The organism is Nonomuraea mangrovi, from assembly GCF_042681425.1.
Taxonomy (GTDB): domain Bacteria; phylum Actinomycetota; class Actinomycetes; order Streptosporangiales; family Streptosporangiaceae; genus Nonomuraea; species Nonomuraea mangrovi.
In genome coordinates this window covers 106,028-122,320 of sequence record NZ_JBHUFV010000098.1, presented here as the reverse complement: position 1 = coordinate 122,320, position 16,293 = coordinate 106,028, and the positions used below count along the sequence as shown (strand labels likewise).

At 71.4% G+C, this 16,293-nt stretch carries 13 protein-coding genes; 2 read left to right on the top strand and 11 right to left on the bottom strand.

Annotation, left to right across the window (positions count from 1 at the left end; genetic code table 11):
- The 6 genes from ACFSKW_RS51595 to ACFSKW_RS51570 all read right to left on the bottom strand — a co-directional run bounded on the left by ACFSKW_RS51595 (nucleotide 1) and on the right by ACFSKW_RS51570 (nucleotide 7,080).
- Nucleotides 1–1,311, bottom strand: coding sequence for a serine hydrolase domain-containing protein (locus tag ACFSKW_RS51595; protein ID WP_379582672.1), 1,311 nt, complete (start codon nucleotides 1,309–1,311; stop codon nucleotides 1–3).
- Nucleotides 1,275–3,110, bottom strand: coding sequence for a S9 family peptidase (locus tag ACFSKW_RS51590; protein ID WP_379582670.1), 1,836 nt, complete (start codon nucleotides 3,108–3,110; stop codon nucleotides 1,275–1,277). The genes ACFSKW_RS51595 and ACFSKW_RS51590 overlap by 37 nt, the downstream gene beginning before the upstream one ends.
- Nucleotides 3,111–3,305: 195 nt before the next feature.
- Entirely contained in the window at nucleotides 3,306–4,472 is a 1,167-nt protein-coding gene (tuf, locus tag ACFSKW_RS51585) for an elongation factor Tu (RefSeq protein ID WP_379582668.1), read from the bottom strand.
- A gap of 361 nt (nucleotides 4,473–4,833) precedes the next feature.
- The gene (locus ACFSKW_RS51580) at nucleotides 4,834–5,187 is read right to left on the bottom strand and encodes a hypothetical protein (RefSeq protein WP_379582666.1); all 354 of its coding nucleotides are present in this window, start codon (nucleotides 5,185–5,187) and stop codon (nucleotides 4,834–4,836) included.
- 205 nt (nucleotides 5,188–5,392) lie between these two features.
- Nucleotides 5,393–6,124, bottom strand: a complete 732-nt coding sequence (locus ACFSKW_RS51575) for an AfsR/SARP family transcriptional regulator (protein ID WP_379582664.1) — start codon at nucleotides 6,122–6,124, stop codon at nucleotides 5,393–5,395.
- Between the two features lie 263 nt (nucleotides 6,125–6,387).
- On the bottom strand, nucleotides 6,388–7,080 hold the full coding sequence (locus ACFSKW_RS51570) for a TetR/AcrR family transcriptional regulator (RefSeq protein WP_379582662.1): 693 nt from the start codon (nucleotides 7,078–7,080) through the stop codon (nucleotides 6,388–6,390).
- A gap of 53 nt (nucleotides 7,081–7,133) precedes the next feature.
- Here ACFSKW_RS51570 and ACFSKW_RS51565 point away from each other — a divergent pair, with 53 nt between their 5' ends.
- Nucleotides 7,134–8,330, top strand: a complete 1,197-nt coding sequence (locus tag ACFSKW_RS51565) for an FAD-dependent oxidoreductase (protein WP_379582660.1) — start codon at nucleotides 7,134–7,136, stop codon at nucleotides 8,328–8,330.
- Nucleotides 8,331–8,395: 65 nt separating this feature from the next.
- Here ACFSKW_RS51565 and ACFSKW_RS51560 read toward each other — a convergent pair whose 3' ends face one another.
- The 5 genes from ACFSKW_RS51560 to ACFSKW_RS51540 form a co-directional block, all read right to left on the bottom strand.
- Nucleotides 8,396–11,176, bottom strand: a complete 2,781-nt coding sequence (locus tag ACFSKW_RS51560; RefSeq protein WP_379582659.1) for a glycoside hydrolase family 2 TIM barrel-domain containing protein — start codon at nucleotides 11,174–11,176, stop codon at nucleotides 8,396–8,398.
- 181 nt (nucleotides 11,177–11,357) lie between these two features.
- On the bottom strand, nucleotides 11,358–12,374 hold the full coding sequence (locus ACFSKW_RS51555) for a LacI family DNA-binding transcriptional regulator (RefSeq protein ID WP_379582657.1): 1,017 nt from the start codon (nucleotides 12,372–12,374) through the stop codon (nucleotides 11,358–11,360).
- A 34-nt stretch (nucleotides 12,375–12,408) separates the two neighbouring features.
- Nucleotides 12,409–13,221: an ATP-binding cassette domain-containing protein gene (locus tag ACFSKW_RS51550; protein WP_379582655.1), complete on the bottom strand. Its 813-nt coding sequence runs from the start codon at nucleotides 13,219–13,221 to the stop codon at nucleotides 12,409–12,411.
- Entirely contained in the window at nucleotides 13,218–14,183 is a 966-nt protein-coding gene (locus ACFSKW_RS51545; RefSeq protein ID WP_379582653.1) for an ABC transporter permease, read from the bottom strand. The genes ACFSKW_RS51550 and ACFSKW_RS51545 overlap by 4 nt, the downstream gene beginning before the upstream one ends.
- Nucleotide 14,184: 1 nt before the next feature.
- The gene (locus ACFSKW_RS51540; protein WP_379582651.1) at nucleotides 14,185–15,168 is read right to left on the bottom strand and encodes a sugar ABC transporter substrate-binding protein; all 984 of its coding nucleotides are present in this window, start codon (nucleotides 15,166–15,168) and stop codon (nucleotides 14,185–14,187) included.
- Between the two features lie 155 nt (nucleotides 15,169–15,323).
- Here ACFSKW_RS51540 and ACFSKW_RS51535 point away from each other — a divergent pair, with 155 nt between their 5' ends.
- Nucleotides 15,324–16,277 carry a carbohydrate kinase family protein gene (locus ACFSKW_RS51535; RefSeq protein WP_379582649.1) on the top strand — a complete coding sequence of 318 codons (954 nt, stop codon included), beginning with the start codon at nucleotides 15,324–15,326 and terminating at the stop codon, nucleotides 16,275–16,277.
- The last annotated feature ends 16 nt before the right edge of the window (nucleotides 16,278–16,293 follow it).

Here is a 16,293-nt window from a genome sequence, read left to right as displayed (position 1 = left end):
TCAGGCGATCTTGGGGGTGGCGCGGACGCCCAGGTGGACGTAGGGGGAGCCGTCGGCCAGCTCGTAGAACACCGCCGACAGCCACTGCGGGTCGCCGGGGCGGCGGCCGACGTAGGTGACCTCGTCCACGGGGGTAAGGTCGAACGCGACCGGCTCATCGAGCTCGGACAGGGCTCCGGTCGACTCCATCAGCAGCTTCAGGCCGCCGTCACCTTCGGAGATCGTGAACCGCGCGCCGACCCGCTCGTACACACCCGCGAACCGGCTCCCGTCCACCTGCACGGGCTGCGCGGGCGGCCCCAGCACCGGCGGTACGGCCACGCCGTCCGTCTCGCGGAACAGCTCGGTGGCCAGATGATGGAAGAAGGCGGCGGTGTGCCCGCCGTTGGCCACGGCGCAGGCGATGGTTCCGGTGTCGGGCAGCATCCACAGCATCGACGACTGGCCGATGGTGTTGCCGCCGTGCGAGACCACGCGGTGCCCGTCCCACTCGTCGAGGATCCAGCCGATTCCCCAGTGCGAGCCCAGCGTGTGCGGGTTGGGGATGGCCACCTGCGGCTCCCACATCGCCCGCGGGTCCTTGAGCAGGCCGCCCTCCAGGTGGGCGCGGGCGAAGGCGACGACGTCCGCGGGCCTGGCGGTGATCAGGCCCGCGGGGCCGCACGAGCGCATGAGGCCCCAGGCCGGAGCTACCTCGCCGTCGACGTGGCCGACGGCGGCGCCGAAGCGCAGCACGTCCTCGGGAAGGGTCCAGGTGTGGGTGAGGCCGAGCGGTTCGATGATCTGTTCGCGCAGCGCCTGGTCCCACACCTTGCCCGTCAGGTGCTCGACGAGCCTGCCCGCGATGATGAAACCCGAGTTGCAGTAGGACTGGGAGGCGCCGAGGGGGTGGTTCTGCGCCAGGTCGGCGCAGGCGGCGACGTAGCGCTCGACGCAGTCGTCGCCCCGGCCCGTGTCGAGGAAGAGGTCGCCGTCGATGCCTGAGGTGTGGGTGAGCAGGTGTCGGACCGTGACCTTGGCGGTCACCTCGGGGTCGGCGACCTTGAAGTCCGGCAGCAGCTCGGCGACGGGCGTGTCGAGGGTGAGCACACCCTGCTCGGCCAGGAGCATGAGCTGGGTGGCCGTCCACACCTTGGTGACCGAGCCGATCTGGAAGAGCGAGTCCGGTGTCACCTCCGTGCCCGTGCTCCGGTTCAGGACGCCTGCCGCGCTCTCGTGCACCTCACCTTGGTGGAGGTAGGCGAGAGCGGCTCCTGGCACGTCGTATTCGGCGATCAGCTCTCGGAGCCGATCACCCATTGCTCCAGCCACGCGACGATCCTTTCGTTGTAGTCGATCCTGTGGGACGGGCGTCCGTTGAGGATGAACAGGTGTGAGCCGCCCGGGTAGCGCACGAGGCGGGCGGGCACGCCGCGCTCGCGCAGCGCGGCGAACCACTGCTCGGCCTGGCCGACGGGGCAGCGGTCGTCGCGCTCGCCGTGCAGCACGAGGGTGGGGGCCGTCACGCCGGCGACGTGCGTGAGCGGGGACTGCGCGGCCAGATCGCCGCAGCACTCGAACATCTTCAGGAAGTACCCGGCGTCCGAGGTGCCCGACATGCTGGTCAGGTCGCTGACGCAGCCGCCGGGGATCGCGGCCTTGAACCTGTCGGTGGTGGCCGACAGCCAGCAGGTCATGTAGCCGCCGTAGCTGTAGCCGGTGACGGCCAGGCGATCGGGGTCGGCGACGCCCTCCCTGACGAGGTCGTCGAGCGGGCTCAGGAAGTCGTCGGCGTCCTTCAGGCCCCACGCGCCGATCGCGGCGGTGTAGAAGGCCTCGCCGTACCCGTCGCTGCCGCGCGGGTTGAGCGTGAGCACGCTCCAGCCGCGGGCGGCCAGGACCTGGTGGTAGAGGTGGACGCCGTCGAAGACGGGCGCCCACGCGTTGTGCGGCCCGCCGTGCACGTCGAGCAGGAGCGGTCCCGGCTCCTTCAGGGCGGGGTCGCGCAGGAGGAAGCCCTCGACGGCGGTGCCGTCCGGCGCGGTGAACACCCGGCGTTCGAGCGGGAACAGCTCCACGTCGGGCAGCGCGTGGTCGGTGAGCCGCCGGTCGTCGAGGTAGACGTCGCCCGGGCTGCCCGGAGTCGCGGCCACGTAGGCGAGATGGCCGCCCGCGGCGCTCACGCCCATGACGCTGTTCTCGCCCCCCACCCTGGTACGGCCTGGCGCGGCGAACAGGTGGGTCAGGCCGCCGTCGCGGGCGCAGAACAGCAGCTCGCCGCCCAGGACGACGGGCGAAGCACCCGGGTAGCCCGGGGCGCCCACCATGACGTTGCGGTCCAGGCCCGTCTCGATCTCGGTGAGCCCCGTGGCGTCGAGCTCGAACAGGCGGGTGTGCCCGATCGGGTCGCCCTTGAAGCCCGCCACGACCACGCGCTCGCCGAGCCACCACACGCCCATGCAGATCACGCCGGGGTCGGTCAGCCGCTTCGGCTCCCCTTCGTCGAGACCGACGACGTAGACGGCGCCGTCGGGGGTCAGATCCCTGTCGGGCTCCATGCTGGAGACGAAGGCGAGCTGCTGCCCGTCGGGCGACCAGGCGGGTTCCCCCGCGTGGAAGTCGCCGCCGGTGAGCCTGCGCCACTCGCCCGAGTCCACGTCCACCACGACCAGGTGGGCACGCAGGTCGCGCAGCAGGCCGGCACCGTCCGCCTTGTACTCCAGTGTGTCGGCGACGACGGGCGCGTGCGGCTCCGCCTCCCCGTGCGGGGCGGTGAAGGCCAGGCGGCGGCCGTCGGGCGACCACACCGGTGTGCCCGCCCCCTCGGTGGTGACCACGCGCGGCTCGCCGCCGTCCATCGGCAGCAGGTGGATCTGCGGCTTGCCGTCCACGGGGCGCAGAAAGGCGAGCGTGCGCCCGTCCGGTGACCAGCGGGGCGCCTGGTCGCTGGGGCCGCTGGTCAGGCGGCGAGGTTCGCGGCCCGGCTCGGCCAGCCACAGCTCGCAACGATTCTCGTCGGCGTCTCTGTCCGCGGTGGTCACCGTGTAGGCGACCGCGCCGCCGTCGGGGCGCACCTGCGGATCACCTGGTACGGCGATGCGGAAGAGGTCGTTCGGGGAGAGGCGGGACATGATCGAACGGTAGGCCAGGTCCTTTCCCGCTTCTTCGGTCGCGCGGACGAAGCGGGGACCGTTCATTGTGCTGGAGGACGAGGATCTCCCGCTGGAGGGTGACGAGCGAGCGGGGGACGGTGCCTGCCCCGCCACGGCGAGGCGGCCGGATCCCGGGTGGGATCCGGCCGCCGTCGTGTGCCCTGCCGGGCCTCGCTAGTCGAGGACGGTCAGCACGGTGCCCGCGCCGACCGTGACCCCGCCCTCGCGGATCGCGAAGCCCAGGCCGGGCTCGAGGGCCACCGCGCCGCCCAGCTCGACGACGGCCTCCACCGTGTCGCCTGGCCCGGCCGGCGCGTCCAGGACGATCTGGCCTGGCACGTCGGTCGTCCGGAGGTAGAACTGCGGACGGTAACCGCTGGCGATGGGCTTGCGCCGCCCGCCCTCGTCCTCCGTGAGCAGGTAGATCCTGGCGGTCAGGCGCCGGTGGGCGCTCTGCGTGCCGGGCGCGGCCAGCACCTGCCCGCGGCGTACCTGCTCACGTCGCACGCCCCGCAGGAGCACCGCGGCGTTGTCGCCGGACTCGCCCCGCTCCATGGTCTTGCCGAAGGTCTCGACCCCGGTCACGACCGCGGTGAAGCCGTCCCCGAACCCGACCACCTCGACGGTGTCGCCGATCTTGACGACGCCCCGCTCGATCGCGCCGGTGACGACCGTGCCGCGACCGGTGACGGTGAGCACGTTCTCCACCGGCATGAGGAACGGCGCGTCGACGTAGCGGACGGGCACCGGGATGTGGTCGTCGACCGCCTGCAGCAGTGCCTCGACGGACGCCGTCCACTCGGGGTCGCCCTCCAGGGCCCGCAGCCCGGAGACCCGGACCATGGGCACGTCGCCGTACCCGTGCTCGGCCAGCAGTTCCGACAGCTCCAGCTCGACCAGGTCGGCCAGCTCGGGGTCGGCGCCGTCGGCCTTGTTCAGGGCGACGACCAGGTGCTCGACCCCGACCCGCCTGGCGAGCAGCACGTGCTCGCGGGTCTGCGGCATGATGCCGTCCTGCGCGGACACGACCAGGATCGCCCCGTCGAGCTGCGCCGCCCCCGTGATCATGTTCTTCACGTAGTCGGCGTGCCCCGGCATGTCCACGTGCGCGTAGTGCCTGGTGGCCGTCTCGTACTCGACGTGCGAGATGTTGATCGTGATGCCCCGCTGCGCCTCCTCGGGCGTGCGGTCGATCCTCTCGAACGGCGTGTACGTCGCGCCGCCCCGCTCGGCGAGCACCTTGGTGATCGCGGCGGTCAGCGTGGTCTTGCCGTGGTCGACGTGACCCATCGTGCCGATGTTGAGGTGCGGCTTGTTGCGCACGTAGGCCTGCTTGGCCATGGTTCCTTCCCTTGACGCCTGAGATTTCTCGTGACCCGTGCGGGCCGGCCAACCTCCCCCCGCCGGGTCACTTCAGGACTTACGGGAAGAGGTCAGCGCTCCAGGCCGTCGAAGGCACGCTCGAACGCGCCCGCGGCTGCGGGCGTCGTCAGGAGAGCGTGGCGGAACATGAACGTCATGGTGTCGCCTGACAGCAGCGAACCGCAACGGATTATTCCGTCGCCCGGTGTCGCGACGGATCGGCCGCGAGGCGAGTGGGCGCGCGGCGGCGTGCCGGCGTGTTCGGCGTCGCCGGCGCCCGCGGCCGATGCCCTTGGCCATCCGGGTGCTGTGGACTCTGGCGAGCCCACAGCGCTGGAGGCTACGACCGCGTCGGCGACGCCGGCGGGCTCGTCGGCGGAGCCGGCGCCGGGCTCTCAGGCGGCTTCGTCGTCGGTGGCTTGGACGGGGACGGCCGCTGGCAACTGTGGAAGCCGGAGTTGTAGCCGTCGCGGAAGCCGCGGTAGAAGGCACCGCTTCCTGAGATGTTGAGGTCGTAGGGCCTTCCGCTCTTGCAGTCGGCCCGTCCGTCGGCGAATCCGGCGTTGCGGCCCTTGCGGTACTGCTTGGGCTTCGGCTCCAGACCGGTGTTCGCCATCGCCGGACCCGCCGGAGCGCTCACGACCATGGTGGCGCCGACGCCGCCCGGAGACTCCGCGGACGCGTGAGCGGCCATGGCCGGGCCGCATACCAAGGCAGTGAGGAGCGCTGGGCCGACTAGCACACGTCGAGTGCGAGGCATTCCTGTCTCCGTCCTCTCTTGCCGGGGTCACCGTGGCGATCATCTGTGCGCCCGGCTCGGCCCCGGCGTTCACTGTCATCGTGTGCAACCGCGTGTCACGCCGCCGCGATGACCGCGTGACGTGCGCGTGACGGGCGCGTCACCCGCCGGCCGGCTGCAGTCCCGCGAGGAGCGCGCTCAGGCGCGACGTCGGTTTGAGGCCGAGTTCGGCCTGGAGCCGCTGCTGGTAACGCCTGAAGTGGTGCAGCGCCTCGGCCTGGTTGCCTTCGGCGAGGTGGGCCTTGACCAGTGCGGCGCAGGCGCTTTCGCGCAGCGGCTCCGCGTGGACGGCCACGCCGGCGGCGGCCACGGCCTCCGCGTGGCGCCCGGCCGTGACGAGGTCGGCCGCCAGCGCCTCCAGGGCGTGCAGGCGTTGCTGGTGCCATTCCTCCGCGATGAGCAGGACCCAGTCGTCGTACCAGCCGGGCAGCAGGCCGGCTGACAGCACGGACACGGCCTCCGAGGTGAGATCCTCGTCCCGGGTCGGTTCGGCACGGTCGAGGATGCGCAGCGCCAGGGACCGGGCGTGACGGAAGTCGACCTCGGCGTCGGGCGACAGCCGGATCTCGCTGGCACCGACCTCCATGATCCGCCGCCCGGCGTCGTTCAGGCGGGCGAGCGCCGATCGCAGGTTCGCGTAGGCGCGCCGCTCCGACACGTCGGGCCAGAGGCTTCCCGCGATGAGATTCCTGGGAACGCTTCCCTTGCTCAGGGCGACGAACGCCACGAGGCGTTCGGAGCCGCCGGACAGCGGGACATGCTCGTCGCCGGCCTGTAGCCGGAACCCGCCGAGAAGAGCCACCCGTGGCGGAGGCCGGTCGCTGCTCTCCATAATCCTCCCGCCCCCGAACCATCCGGGAACAGCGTCACCTGGTGGGCAGCCCTTCCGTCATCCCTGTTCATTGTCCGATACGGGCCTGCCGGATGTCGAGCAGAAGGTTGCACGCACAACCACTGTTCAGGGCGAAGCCGTCGACCTTCCAGCGCCGCCCGGTCGTCCGGCGTCAGAGCTTGCCTCTCAACCAGTCGGGCAGGTAGGTGCGCAGTCCGGCGGCGTCATGCGGTACCACGGATGTCATTTGGAAATGTCGAGCGTCACGCCGGCGGCCGGGCGAGTTTGGCAGCCACGGCGTCGAGGACCCAGTCCAGCCCGGTCGCGAAGGACGCCTCGGCGTCCACCTCCGTGCCGTCGTACACGGCCTTGGCCAGCGCCGGGAAGCGGCCCGTGGCCAGCATCCTCCTCACATGCGGGCCGTAGGCGCGCTGCCAGTCGCGCTTGGACAGGCCCGTGGCGCGCTCGGCCCGTAGATTCGCGATCTCGTGCCTGATCGCGCCGGTGAGGTAGGCACTGACAGTCTCCACGGCGCGCATGACGGTGTCGAGGTCGGCGAGGCCGTCGAGGGCGGCCAGCGTGGCCTCAGTCACGGCGAGGGCGTTCGGCCCCAGGGTCGGACGGCCGCCGAGCAGGTCGGCCAGCCATTCGTGACGGAGGGTGGCCTGCCTGGTGCGGTGGGCGCGGATGCGCAGCACCTCCCGCCAGTCGCCGGGCTGCTCCTCGGGGAGGATCTCGGCGTGGACCTCGTCCACCATGAGGTCGAACAGCTCCTCCTTGGTGGAGATGTATCCGTACAGCCGCATCGGGCCGGCGTCCAGCCGGGCGGCGACCTTGCGCAAGGACACCGCCTCCAGCCCGCCCTCGTCGGCCAGCGCGATGGCGGCGGCGACGATTCGCTCCCGGTCGAGCGGCACGGGGCGAGTCGGCGGCTCCGGCCGGTCCCACACAGTCATGGTTACATCGTACTGTTGCGATACATCGTATTTGCTAAATACAGTGTATCGACATGAGACATCGTATCGCCGTGATCGGTGGCGGCCCCGCCGGCCTCACCTTCGCCCGCGTCCTGCACCGCCACGGTCACCCCGTCACCATCCTCGAACGCGATTCCACCCCCGACGCCCGTCCCCCGGGTGGCGTGCTCGACCTGCACGAAAGGATGGGCCAGCTCGCGCTGGGCAAGGCGGGGCTGCTGGCGGAGTTCCAGGCGCTGTCCCGTCCCGAGGGGCAGGCCATGCGCATCCTGGACGTGGACGGGACCGTCCTCCGCGACTGGCGACCCCGTCCGGGTGACCGGGCCAATCCCGAGATCGACCGGGGGCAACTCCGCGGCCTGCTGCTCGGCCCCCTCGACGTTCAGTGGGGGCGGGGCGTGACGGAGGTGGTACCGAGGACCGGGGACGGCGTGCTGGTCCGTTTCGCGGACGGGCGACAGGAGACGTTCGACCTCGTGGTCGGCGCGGACGGCGCCTGGTCCCGGGTTCGCCCGGCAGTCTCGTCCGCGACGCCGCACTACACCGGCATCACCTTGGTCGAGACCTCCCTGGACGACGTCGACACCCGCCACCCCGACCTCGCCCGGCTGATCGGCGACGGTTCCATGGCTGTGTACGGCGTGAACCGCGGCCTCGTCGCCCAGCGCAACAGCGGCGGCCACGTCAAGGTGTACGCCCAGTTCCGCGCGCCGCTGGACTGGCACACGAGCCTGGACCGGCATATGGGCCTGAACCGGCGCGCGGGCATGAACGCGGGCATGGACACGGGCCTGGACACGGGCCTGGACCTGGCCGACGCCGAGGCCATGCGATCAAGCCTGCTGGCTCTGTTCGACGGCTGGGCCGCTCCCGTCCTCAACCTCCTCCGCCACGGCACCGCTTTCGTCCACCGCCCCCTCTACGTCCTGCCCGTGTCCCACACCTGGGCCCACGTTGCCGGGGTGACGCTACTGGGCGACGCCGCCCACCTGATGCCGCCGTTGGGGGTCGGCGCGAACCTCGCGATGCTGGAAGGCGCCGAACTCGCCGAGTCCGTCGCCGCCGCGCCTGGCCCTGCCGATCTGGACGAGGCCGTCCGCGCCTTCGAGGAACAGATGTGGGCACGGGCCGGCGGATGGGCGAAGATCACGATGGCCGGTCTGGAACGCCTTGTGAGCCCGGACCCCACCGAGGCCCTCGCCCTCTTCGACGAAGTTCAGCCATCCTGACTGCCGAGCGCGAGAGGCCCGTTCCCGCCTGGCGCCAGGTGGGGACGGGGCGCGCCGTCGATCGTCTACACCGCGGAGAAGCGGAAGCCGAACCGCGCCTCCGCCGCTCGCAGCTCGTACGGCGCAAGCACGCCGGGCCCGCAGGCCGCGGTGCCGACGCCGTGCTGGGCGTGGTCGAGGTGGACGTGCACGCGACTGCCCGGCCTCAGGTCCGTCAGGTGGGCGGCGCGCTCCAGCTCCGCGGTGCTCCACCTGCGCATGGTCAGGCCGAAGGCGGGATCGCCCGTCACCCGCACCCCCCTGCCCTCGTCGTCGACCAGCATGGCCCAGCGCACGTCGGCGCGCTGTCCGTTCTCCTGCGGATACACGTACGGCGTCTGCAGCTCCTCGATCGTGGCTTCGAAGCCGCCGGTCACGGCCGCCATGCCCGTGTCGGGGTAGGCCTCGCCCGGTCCCCTGCCGAACCAGATGACCTTCGCGATGCCCTGCGGCAGCGTCATGGCGACCCCGAGCCTGGGCAGCGGCAGCGTCCACTCCCCTTCGGGCACCGCGTGCACGTCGAGGGAGAGTCCTGTCGCGTCGGCCGTCCAGCGGTAGGTGACGCGGACCCCGAGGTCGGCGGCCGCGGGGGCCACCCGCGAGCGGACGGTCAGGGCTCCGTCGTCGTGGGAGACGGACTCGACCCGATGGGTGAGACGGTGCAGGCCGAGGTGGCGCCAGTTCCAGTCGAGGCCGCCGAAGCGCTCGTTGTCGACGGGCGCCCGCCACAGGTCGAGCCGCGGGCCCTCGACGTCGAGCCCGAACAGGGTGGTGAGCCGCCCCGTCCTGGCGTCGAACACCGCTGCGCCCAGCTCGACCGTCTCCCCGCGCACCACGGGAGCCGGCCCTCGCTCGGGCGAGGGATGGGCGCGCCCCTCGTCCACCTTCAGCTCGCCCCACGCGATCTCGTGTCCCGCCGGCGCCCACGGCAGGTCGTGCGCGAGGACCGCCCGCACGGCGAGCCACACCTCGCCGGGCTCGCCCACCTCGGGCAGGTCGGGCAGCTTCACCTCAGCCCGTTCCCCGTCGGGCACCTCGAGGACGCCCTCGGCGACCAGCGCGCCACCCGCCGTCAGCGCCCACGGGAACTCCAACGGGTACGGCACCGCCCTGGTCACCGTCACCGCCCCGTCCGAGAAGGTGATCTTCACGGGTTCGAACACCTTCTTCAGGTCCAGCAGCCCCGGCGAGGGCGTGCGGTCGGGGAAGACCAAGCCGTCCACGACGAAGTTGGAGTCGTGCAGCGGCTCGCCGTAGTCGCCGCCGTAGGCGTAGCCGTACTTCTCGTGGGTCAGCCCGTGGTCGATCCACTCCCAGACGAACCCGCCCGCGAGCCTGGGATAGGTGTCGAACAGCTCCTGGTACTCCGCGAGCCCTCCGGGGCCGTTGCCCATCGCGTGCGCGTACTCGCACTGCATGAACGGCATCGCCCTGCGCCGCGCGTCCAGGGCGGGATCGTCGAGCGGGTCCTCCGTACCGCGGCCGATCGCCTCGACCTCGGCGTGGGAGGCGTACATCCTGCTGTAGACGTCGACGTCGGCGCACGACAGGTCGCCCTCGTAGTGGATGGGCCTGGACGGGTCGCGCTCGCGGGTCCAGCCGGCCATGACCGCCAGATTGGCGCCGACGCCCGCCTCGTTGCCCAGCGACCACATCACCACGCTCGGGTGGTTCTTGTCGCGTTCGACGGTGCGCTTCATCCGGTCGAGCAGCGCCTCGCTCCAGCGCGGGTCGTCGGTCGGGTTGCGGCGCCAGCCGACCTGCCCGAACCCGTGTGTCTCCAGGTCGCACTCGTCGACCACCCACAGGCCGTATTCGTCGCACAGGTCGAGGAAGGCGGGATGCGGGGGGTAGTGGCTGGTCCGGACCGCGTTGACGTTGTGCCGCTTCATGAGCAGCACGTCCTCGACCATCGTCTCGTACGGCACCGCCCGCCCGTGGTCGGGGTGGAACTCGTGCCTGTTGACGCCCTTGAAGACCAGAGGGACGCCGTTGGCCTTCAGCACGCCGTCCTCGATGGTGATCGTGCGGAAGCCGATGCGCAGCCGTACCGTCTCCTCGCCGGTGGTGAACGTGGCCTCGTACAGGCGAGGCGTCTCGGCCGACCAAGGCTCCGCGGCGACGCGCACCTGCGTGCCCGGCGCCAGGTCGCTCACGCCCAGCTCGGGGACGGACAGCAGCCCGTCACCCTCGAAGCTGAGGGTGCCGTCGGCGGCGGCGTGCACGAACACGTCGGCGGTGGAGCGGGTGAGCGTCACCTCCCTGAAGATGCCGGGCAGCCACCACATGTCCTGGTCCTCCAGGTAGCTGGCGGCCGACCACTGGTGCACACGTACCGCGAGCACGTTGCGTCCAGGCGTGAGGTACGGCCCCGCGTCGAACTCCGCGACGAGCCTGCTGCCCGTCGTGAACCCCAGTTCGTGACCGTTCAGCCAGACCCTGGCGCAGGAGTCGACGCCCTCGAACCGGACCCGGCCGCCTTCCCAGCCCTCGGGCAGGTCGAACGCGCGCCGGTAGTCGCCGGTGGGGTTCTCGTCGGGCACGTGCGGCGGGTCGACGGGGAAGGGGTAGGAGACGTTGGTGTAGGCGGGCTCGCCGTAGCCGTGCAGCGGCCAGTGGGAGGGGACGGGCAACGTGTCCCATGCGGCGTCGTCGAAGTCGGGGGCGGCGAAGTCGTCAGGCGCGTCGGCGGTGGCCGACAGGCGGAAGCGCCAGTCGCCGCCGAGGTCGATCGAAGGGGCGTCGGAGTGGAGCGCGGCGCGGGGGTCGAGTCGGCCCGCTCCCGGAGCGAAATCGGCGAAGTACACAAAAACCGATGTTTTCCCAATTAATCACACATGTCTAGACGGTTTCCCTCCCCACGGACGGATGGTCGCCTGGCGATCCACCTCCGGAGTCGCGGGCCTGCGGCCGGTCACCACCAGGGACCGGCCGACGCCGCCGGCCCGCGGCAGGCGCCCGTCGGGCGTGCCGTACGGGAGGGGAGTCTCAGCGCGGACGCAGCTCGCCCGAGCCCCGGGGGATCAGCCGGGTCGCCACCAGCGTCTTGGCCACGCGCGAGCGGTCGCCGTCCAGGCGGGACAGCACCAGCGACGCCGCCGCGGCCCCGATCCCCGCCGGGTCCTGGGCCACCACGGTCAGGGGCGGGTCGAGGACCTCAGCCAGCGGCAGGTCGTCGTACCCGACCAGGGCCACGTCCTTGCGCCCCGCCTTGGCCAGGCCGACCACCACGCCCGTCGCGGCGAAGTTGTTGGCCGCGAACAGCGCGGTCGGCGGGTCGGGCAGCGCCAGCAGCCGCCCGGCCGCCGCGGCGGCCGCCTCGGCGGAGTGGCCGGTCTCCACCAGCGTCTTGTCGAACGGCAGGCCTGCCTGCGCCAGCGCGTCCCTGTAGCCCTGGAAGCGCTCGCGCCTGGTGTAGAGCGTCGCGGGCAGGTCGCCGATGAAGCCGATCCTGCGATGGCCGTGCGCGATGAGGTGCGCGGTGCCCTCGCGCGCCCCCGCCCGGTTGGAGCTGACCACGCAGTCGGCCGCCAGCCCGATCGCGGGCCGGTCGAGGAAGACGATGGGCAGCCCCGCATCGCGTTCGGCGCGCAGGTAGCGATGATCGCCGCTCGCCGACGGCACCACGAGCAGCGCGCTCACCCTGCGCGCGAGGAACGTGGCCACCAGAGAGCGTTCGAGCTCCTTCGTCTCGCTGGAGGAGCCCACGATCACCGTCAGGCCGCGCTCGCGCACCGCGCTCTCGATGCCGCCGGCGACGGTGCCGAAGAACGGGTTGCCCATGTCCGGGATGACCAGGCCGATCGCCGCGTCCCTGGCGCCGACCCGCATGTTGCGGGCCATCAGGTTGGGCCGGTAGCCGAGCCTGTGCACGACCTCCATGACCCGCGCCCTGGTCTCGGGGGCGACGGGGCCCTCCTCGTTGAGGACCCTGGAGACGGTCTTCGCGGTGACACCGACCTCACGGGCGACGTCGGTCATCGTCGGGCGCCGCGCGCTCGCCATCGAACCTCCCCGTGTCGTGAACAGGGTAGCGGGATCAGGACAGGCCGATCGCCTCCGCGGCGTCCTGGTCGGCGATGACCGCCTTGCCGTCGGTCACGTCCATGGCGCCCGTCATGATCGCCACCACCTCGGCCATGTTGTGGTCGCCCGGCTTGAGCTGCGCGACCCTGCGGCCCAGCCGCTGGACGTGGATCCGGTCGGCGATCTCGAAGACGTGCGGCATGTTGTGGCTGATGAGCACCACGGGCAGGCCGCTGTCGCGGACCCTGCGGATCAGGTCGAGCACCTGCCCCGACTCCTTCACCCCGAGCGCCGCCGTGGGCTCGTCCATCACGACGACGTGGGAGGCCCACGCCACCGCCCTGGCGACGGCCACACCCTGCCGCTGACCGCCCGACAGCGCCTCCACGGGTACGGCGAGCGAGCGCAGCCCGATCTTGAGCGCGGCCATGTGCTCGGCCGACTGCGCCCGCATGCGCGGCTTGTCCAGCATCCTGAACACCTTGCCGAGCAGTCCGGGCTTGCGCAGCTCCCTGCCGAGGAACATGTTGGTGGCGATGTCGAGCGAGGCGGCGATCGCCAGGTCCTGGTAGACGGTCTCGATCCCGGCCCTGCGCGCCTCCAGCGGGTCGCCGAAGCGCACGCGCTTCCCGTCGAGCAGGATCTCGCCCGAGTCGGGCTGGATGGCGCCGGTCAGCGCCTTGATCAGGGTGGTCTTGCCCGCCCCGTTGTCGCCGATGACCGCGAGCACCTCGCCGGGCAGCAGGTCGAAGTCGGCGCCGTCCAGGGCGGTGACGTGTCCGTAGCGCTTGACCAGGCCGCGCGCCTGGAGAACGGGTGTGGTCATCGGGTCCTCCTGCGGGAGAGCTGGTCGACGCTGACCGCGAGGATCACCAGGATGCCGGTGATGAGCGTCTGGTAGATCGACGGGACTCCCATGAGCTGCAGCCCGTTGCGGAACACGCCCACGATGAGCGCGCCGATGAGGGTGCCCATGACCAGGCCGCGCCCGCCGAACAGGCTCGTGCCGCCGAGCACGACGGCGGTGATGCTGTCGAGGTTGTCGGTCTGCCCCGCCTGAGGGTCGCCCACGCCGGTGCGGGAGACCAGCAGGAGGGCGGCGATGCCGTACACCAGGCCGGCCAGGGCGTAGACGCCGACGAGCAGCCGCGAGGTGCGGATGCCGGTGAGCCTCGCGACCTCGGGGCTGTTGCCGAGGGCGTAGACGTGCCTGCCCCACGCGGTCTGGCCGAGCAGGTAGGCGAACAGCAGGAAGAGCGCGATCGTGAGCACGGAGCCGTAGGTGACGCGGGTGTCGCCGATCTGGAAGGTCTGGCCGAGGAACGTCAGCTCATCCGGCAGTCCGGTGATCGTCTGGTCCTGGGAGTAGATGTGGGTGAGCGCGAAGACCACGTTCAGCATCCCGAGAGTGACGATGAACGGCGGCAGCGAGATCCGCGTCACCAGCAGCCCGTTGACCAGGCCGAACCCCGCGCAGACCGCCAGCCCTGCGGCGATCGCCAGGAGCGGCGGCATGGACAGGGCCAGCTTGGCCATCACGATGCCGCCGAAGGCCATGATCGCGCCGTTCGACAGGTCGATGCCGCCCGTGAGGATGATCAGCGTCTGGCCGATGGCGAGAGTGCCGACGACCATGACCTGCTGGATGATGAGCGAGAAGTTGCCGCCGGTGAGGAACTGCTCGCTGTTCAGCGAGAAGAACGCGCAGGCGAGCACCAACGCCGCCAGCGGGCCGGCCGTCGGCGTGGTGAGGATCCTGCGCGGCAGGGTCGCTTCGATGACCGCCATGTCAGCCCCAGCAGTTGGCCAGGCCGAAGGCGGTGTCCTTGGCGTCCACGCCCGCGACGGGCTTGTCGGTGATGAGCGTGACCCCGGTGTCGGTGTAGCCGGTGGCCTTCTTGCCGGTCTTGGCGAAGTCGGTGACGGCCTTGACGCCGCTCTCGGCCATCTTCAGCGGGTACTGCTGGGAGGTCGCGGCGATCTGGCCGCTCTGCACGGCCCTGGTCCCGGTGCAGCCGCCGTCGACGGAGACCACGAGCACGTCCTTGTCGATGCCCTTGGCCTTCAGCGCGGTGTGCGCGCCGAGGGCGGCGGGCTCGTTGATGGTGTAGACGAGGTTGATGTCGGGTGCCTTCTGCAGGCAGTTCTCCATGGCCGTCTGGCCCTTGCTCTGGTCGCCCTGCGTGTCCTGCGAGCACACGATCGACGGGTCGCCCTCGGCGACGCCGAAGCCCTTGAGGAAGCCGTCGTGGCGCAGCTTGCCGACCGTGATGCCGGGCGCCAGGTCCAGCGTGGCGATCTTGGCGGGCTTGCCGGCCATCGCCGCCTTGGCGTACTGGCCGATCAGCTCGCCGGCCTTGAAGTTGTCGGTGGCGAACAGGGCGTCGGTGGCCTCCTGCGGTTCGGTCGGGGTGTCCAGGGCGATCACCAGCACACCCGCGTCCCTGGCCTTCTTGATGGCGGGCACGATGGCCTTGGTGTCACTGGGTGTGATCAGGATGCCCTTCACCCCCGCGGCGACCATGTTCTCGATGGCGGTGATCTGGCTGGCGTTGTCGCCGTCGAACTTGCCCGCGGCGCTCATGAGCTCGGCGCCCTGCGCCTTGGCGGCGGCCGACGCTCCCTCCTTCATCTTCACGAAGAACGGGTTGGTCTCGGTCTTGGTGATGAGCCCGACCTTGACGGTGTCCGAACCTGAGCCGGACGAGGGGCCGCCGCCGCATCCGGCGGCCATGAGAGCTGCGGCCATGAGGCCTGCGATGAGTCGTTTCATGGCGGGTGTTCCTCACATGAGCTGGACAGACTCGGTGTCATCGTTGACATATGTCAACGTTGACATCCGCTGTGCTGCGATGATGAACTCCGTTTCGGGAAACGTCAATGCCCTCGGCCTGTAACGAAACCGCAACAGCGGAAAAAGGGAGGCAGATGATCGCCGTCCTTGGCGAGTGCGTCGCCGACGCCTTCGCCGACAGACTCCCGGGCGAGCTGGCACTGCGGGTGCTGCCCGGTGGCGGGCCCAGCAACACCGCGGTCGCGCTGGCCCGCCTCGGAACCCCCTGCAGATTCCTCGGCCGGCTGTCCGACGACGTCTTCGGCGCGCTGTTCCGCGAGCGCATGGCCGCCTCCGGGGTCGACCTGTCGGCCTGCGTGACGGCCCGCGAGCCGAGCACGCTGGCCGTCGCCACGCTGGACGCCGAGGGCCAGGCGCGCTACTCCTTCCACGCCGAAGGCACCGCCGACTGGGGGTGGAGCGCGGCCGAGCTGTCGGATGACCGGCTCGGCGGCGCGTCCTGCCTGCACACGGGGTCGCTGGCGCTGGTCAGGGAGCCTGGAGCGAGCACCGTGGCCGCGTTCGCAGGGCGGGCCGCGGCGACGGTCTCCATCGATCCCAACGTGCGGCCGAGCCTGGCCTCGCGCGAGGACTACCTGTCGCGGTTGCCGCAGTGGTGCGCGCTGACCGACATCCTCAAGCTCAGCGCCGACGACCTGGCGTTCCTGATGCCGGACGTCCCGACGGCCCTGGCGTGCGAGCACCTGCACGCGGCGGGGGCCCGGCTGGTCGTGGTGACATCGGGGGCCGCCGGGGCGCTGGTCTCGCTGGACGGGGCCATGGCGACGGTTCCTGCGGTGCCGGTGAAGGTGGTGGACACGGTCGGCGCGGGAGACTCCTTCACGGCGGGGTTGCTGCACCGGCTCGAGTCCAGGGGGCTGCTGGGCGGGCGGCTGGACGGGCTGGACCTCGCCTCGGCCGCCGACGCCGCCGCCTTCGGGGCCGAGGTCGCGGCGCTGACCTGCGCCGTGGCGGGAGCCGACCCGCCCTGGGCGGACCAGCTCACCCCCGCTCCCCACGATGACACGGAGGCGCCCGCCTCCCGGTAGGGAGACGGGCGCCCCG

Coding starts and splice junctions, on each gene's coding strand:
- ACFSKW_RS51545 (WP_379582653.1), bottom strand. CDS start 14,183: ATGGCGGTCATCGAAGCGACCCTGCCGCGCAGGATCCTCACCACGCCG.
- ACFSKW_RS51565 (WP_379582660.1), top strand. CDS start 7,134: ATGAGACATCGTATCGCCGTGATCGGTGGCGGCCCCGCCGGCCTCACC.
- ACFSKW_RS51590 (WP_379582670.1), bottom strand. CDS start 3,110: ATGTCCCGCCTCTCCCCGAACGACCTCTTCCGCATCGCCGTACCAGGT.
- ACFSKW_RS51535 (WP_379582649.1), top strand. CDS start 15,324: ATGATCGCCGTCCTTGGCGAGTGCGTCGCCGACGCCTTCGCCGACAGA.
- ACFSKW_RS51575 (WP_379582664.1), bottom strand. CDS start 6,124: ATGGAGAGCAGCGACCGGCCTCCGCCACGGGTGGCTCTTCTCGGCGGG.
- ACFSKW_RS51540 (WP_379582651.1), bottom strand. CDS start 15,168: ATGAAACGACTCATCGCAGGCCTCATGGCCGCAGCTCTCATGGCCGCC.
- ACFSKW_RS51555 (WP_379582657.1), bottom strand. CDS start 12,374: ATGGCGAGCGCGCGGCGCCCGACGATGACCGACGTCGCCCGTGAGGTC.
- ACFSKW_RS51570 (WP_379582662.1), bottom strand. CDS start 7,080: ATGACTGTGTGGGACCGGCCGGAGCCGCCGACTCGCCCCGTGCCGCTC.
- ACFSKW_RS51580 (WP_379582666.1), bottom strand. CDS start 5,187: ATGGCCGCTCACGCGTCCGCGGAGTCTCCGGGCGGCGTCGGCGCCACC.
- tuf (WP_379582668.1), bottom strand. CDS start 4,472: ATGGCCAAGCAGGCCTACGTGCGCAACAAGCCGCACCTCAACATCGGC.
- ACFSKW_RS51550 (WP_379582655.1), bottom strand. CDS start 13,221: ATGACCACACCCGTTCTCCAGGCGCGCGGCCTGGTCAAGCGCTACGGA.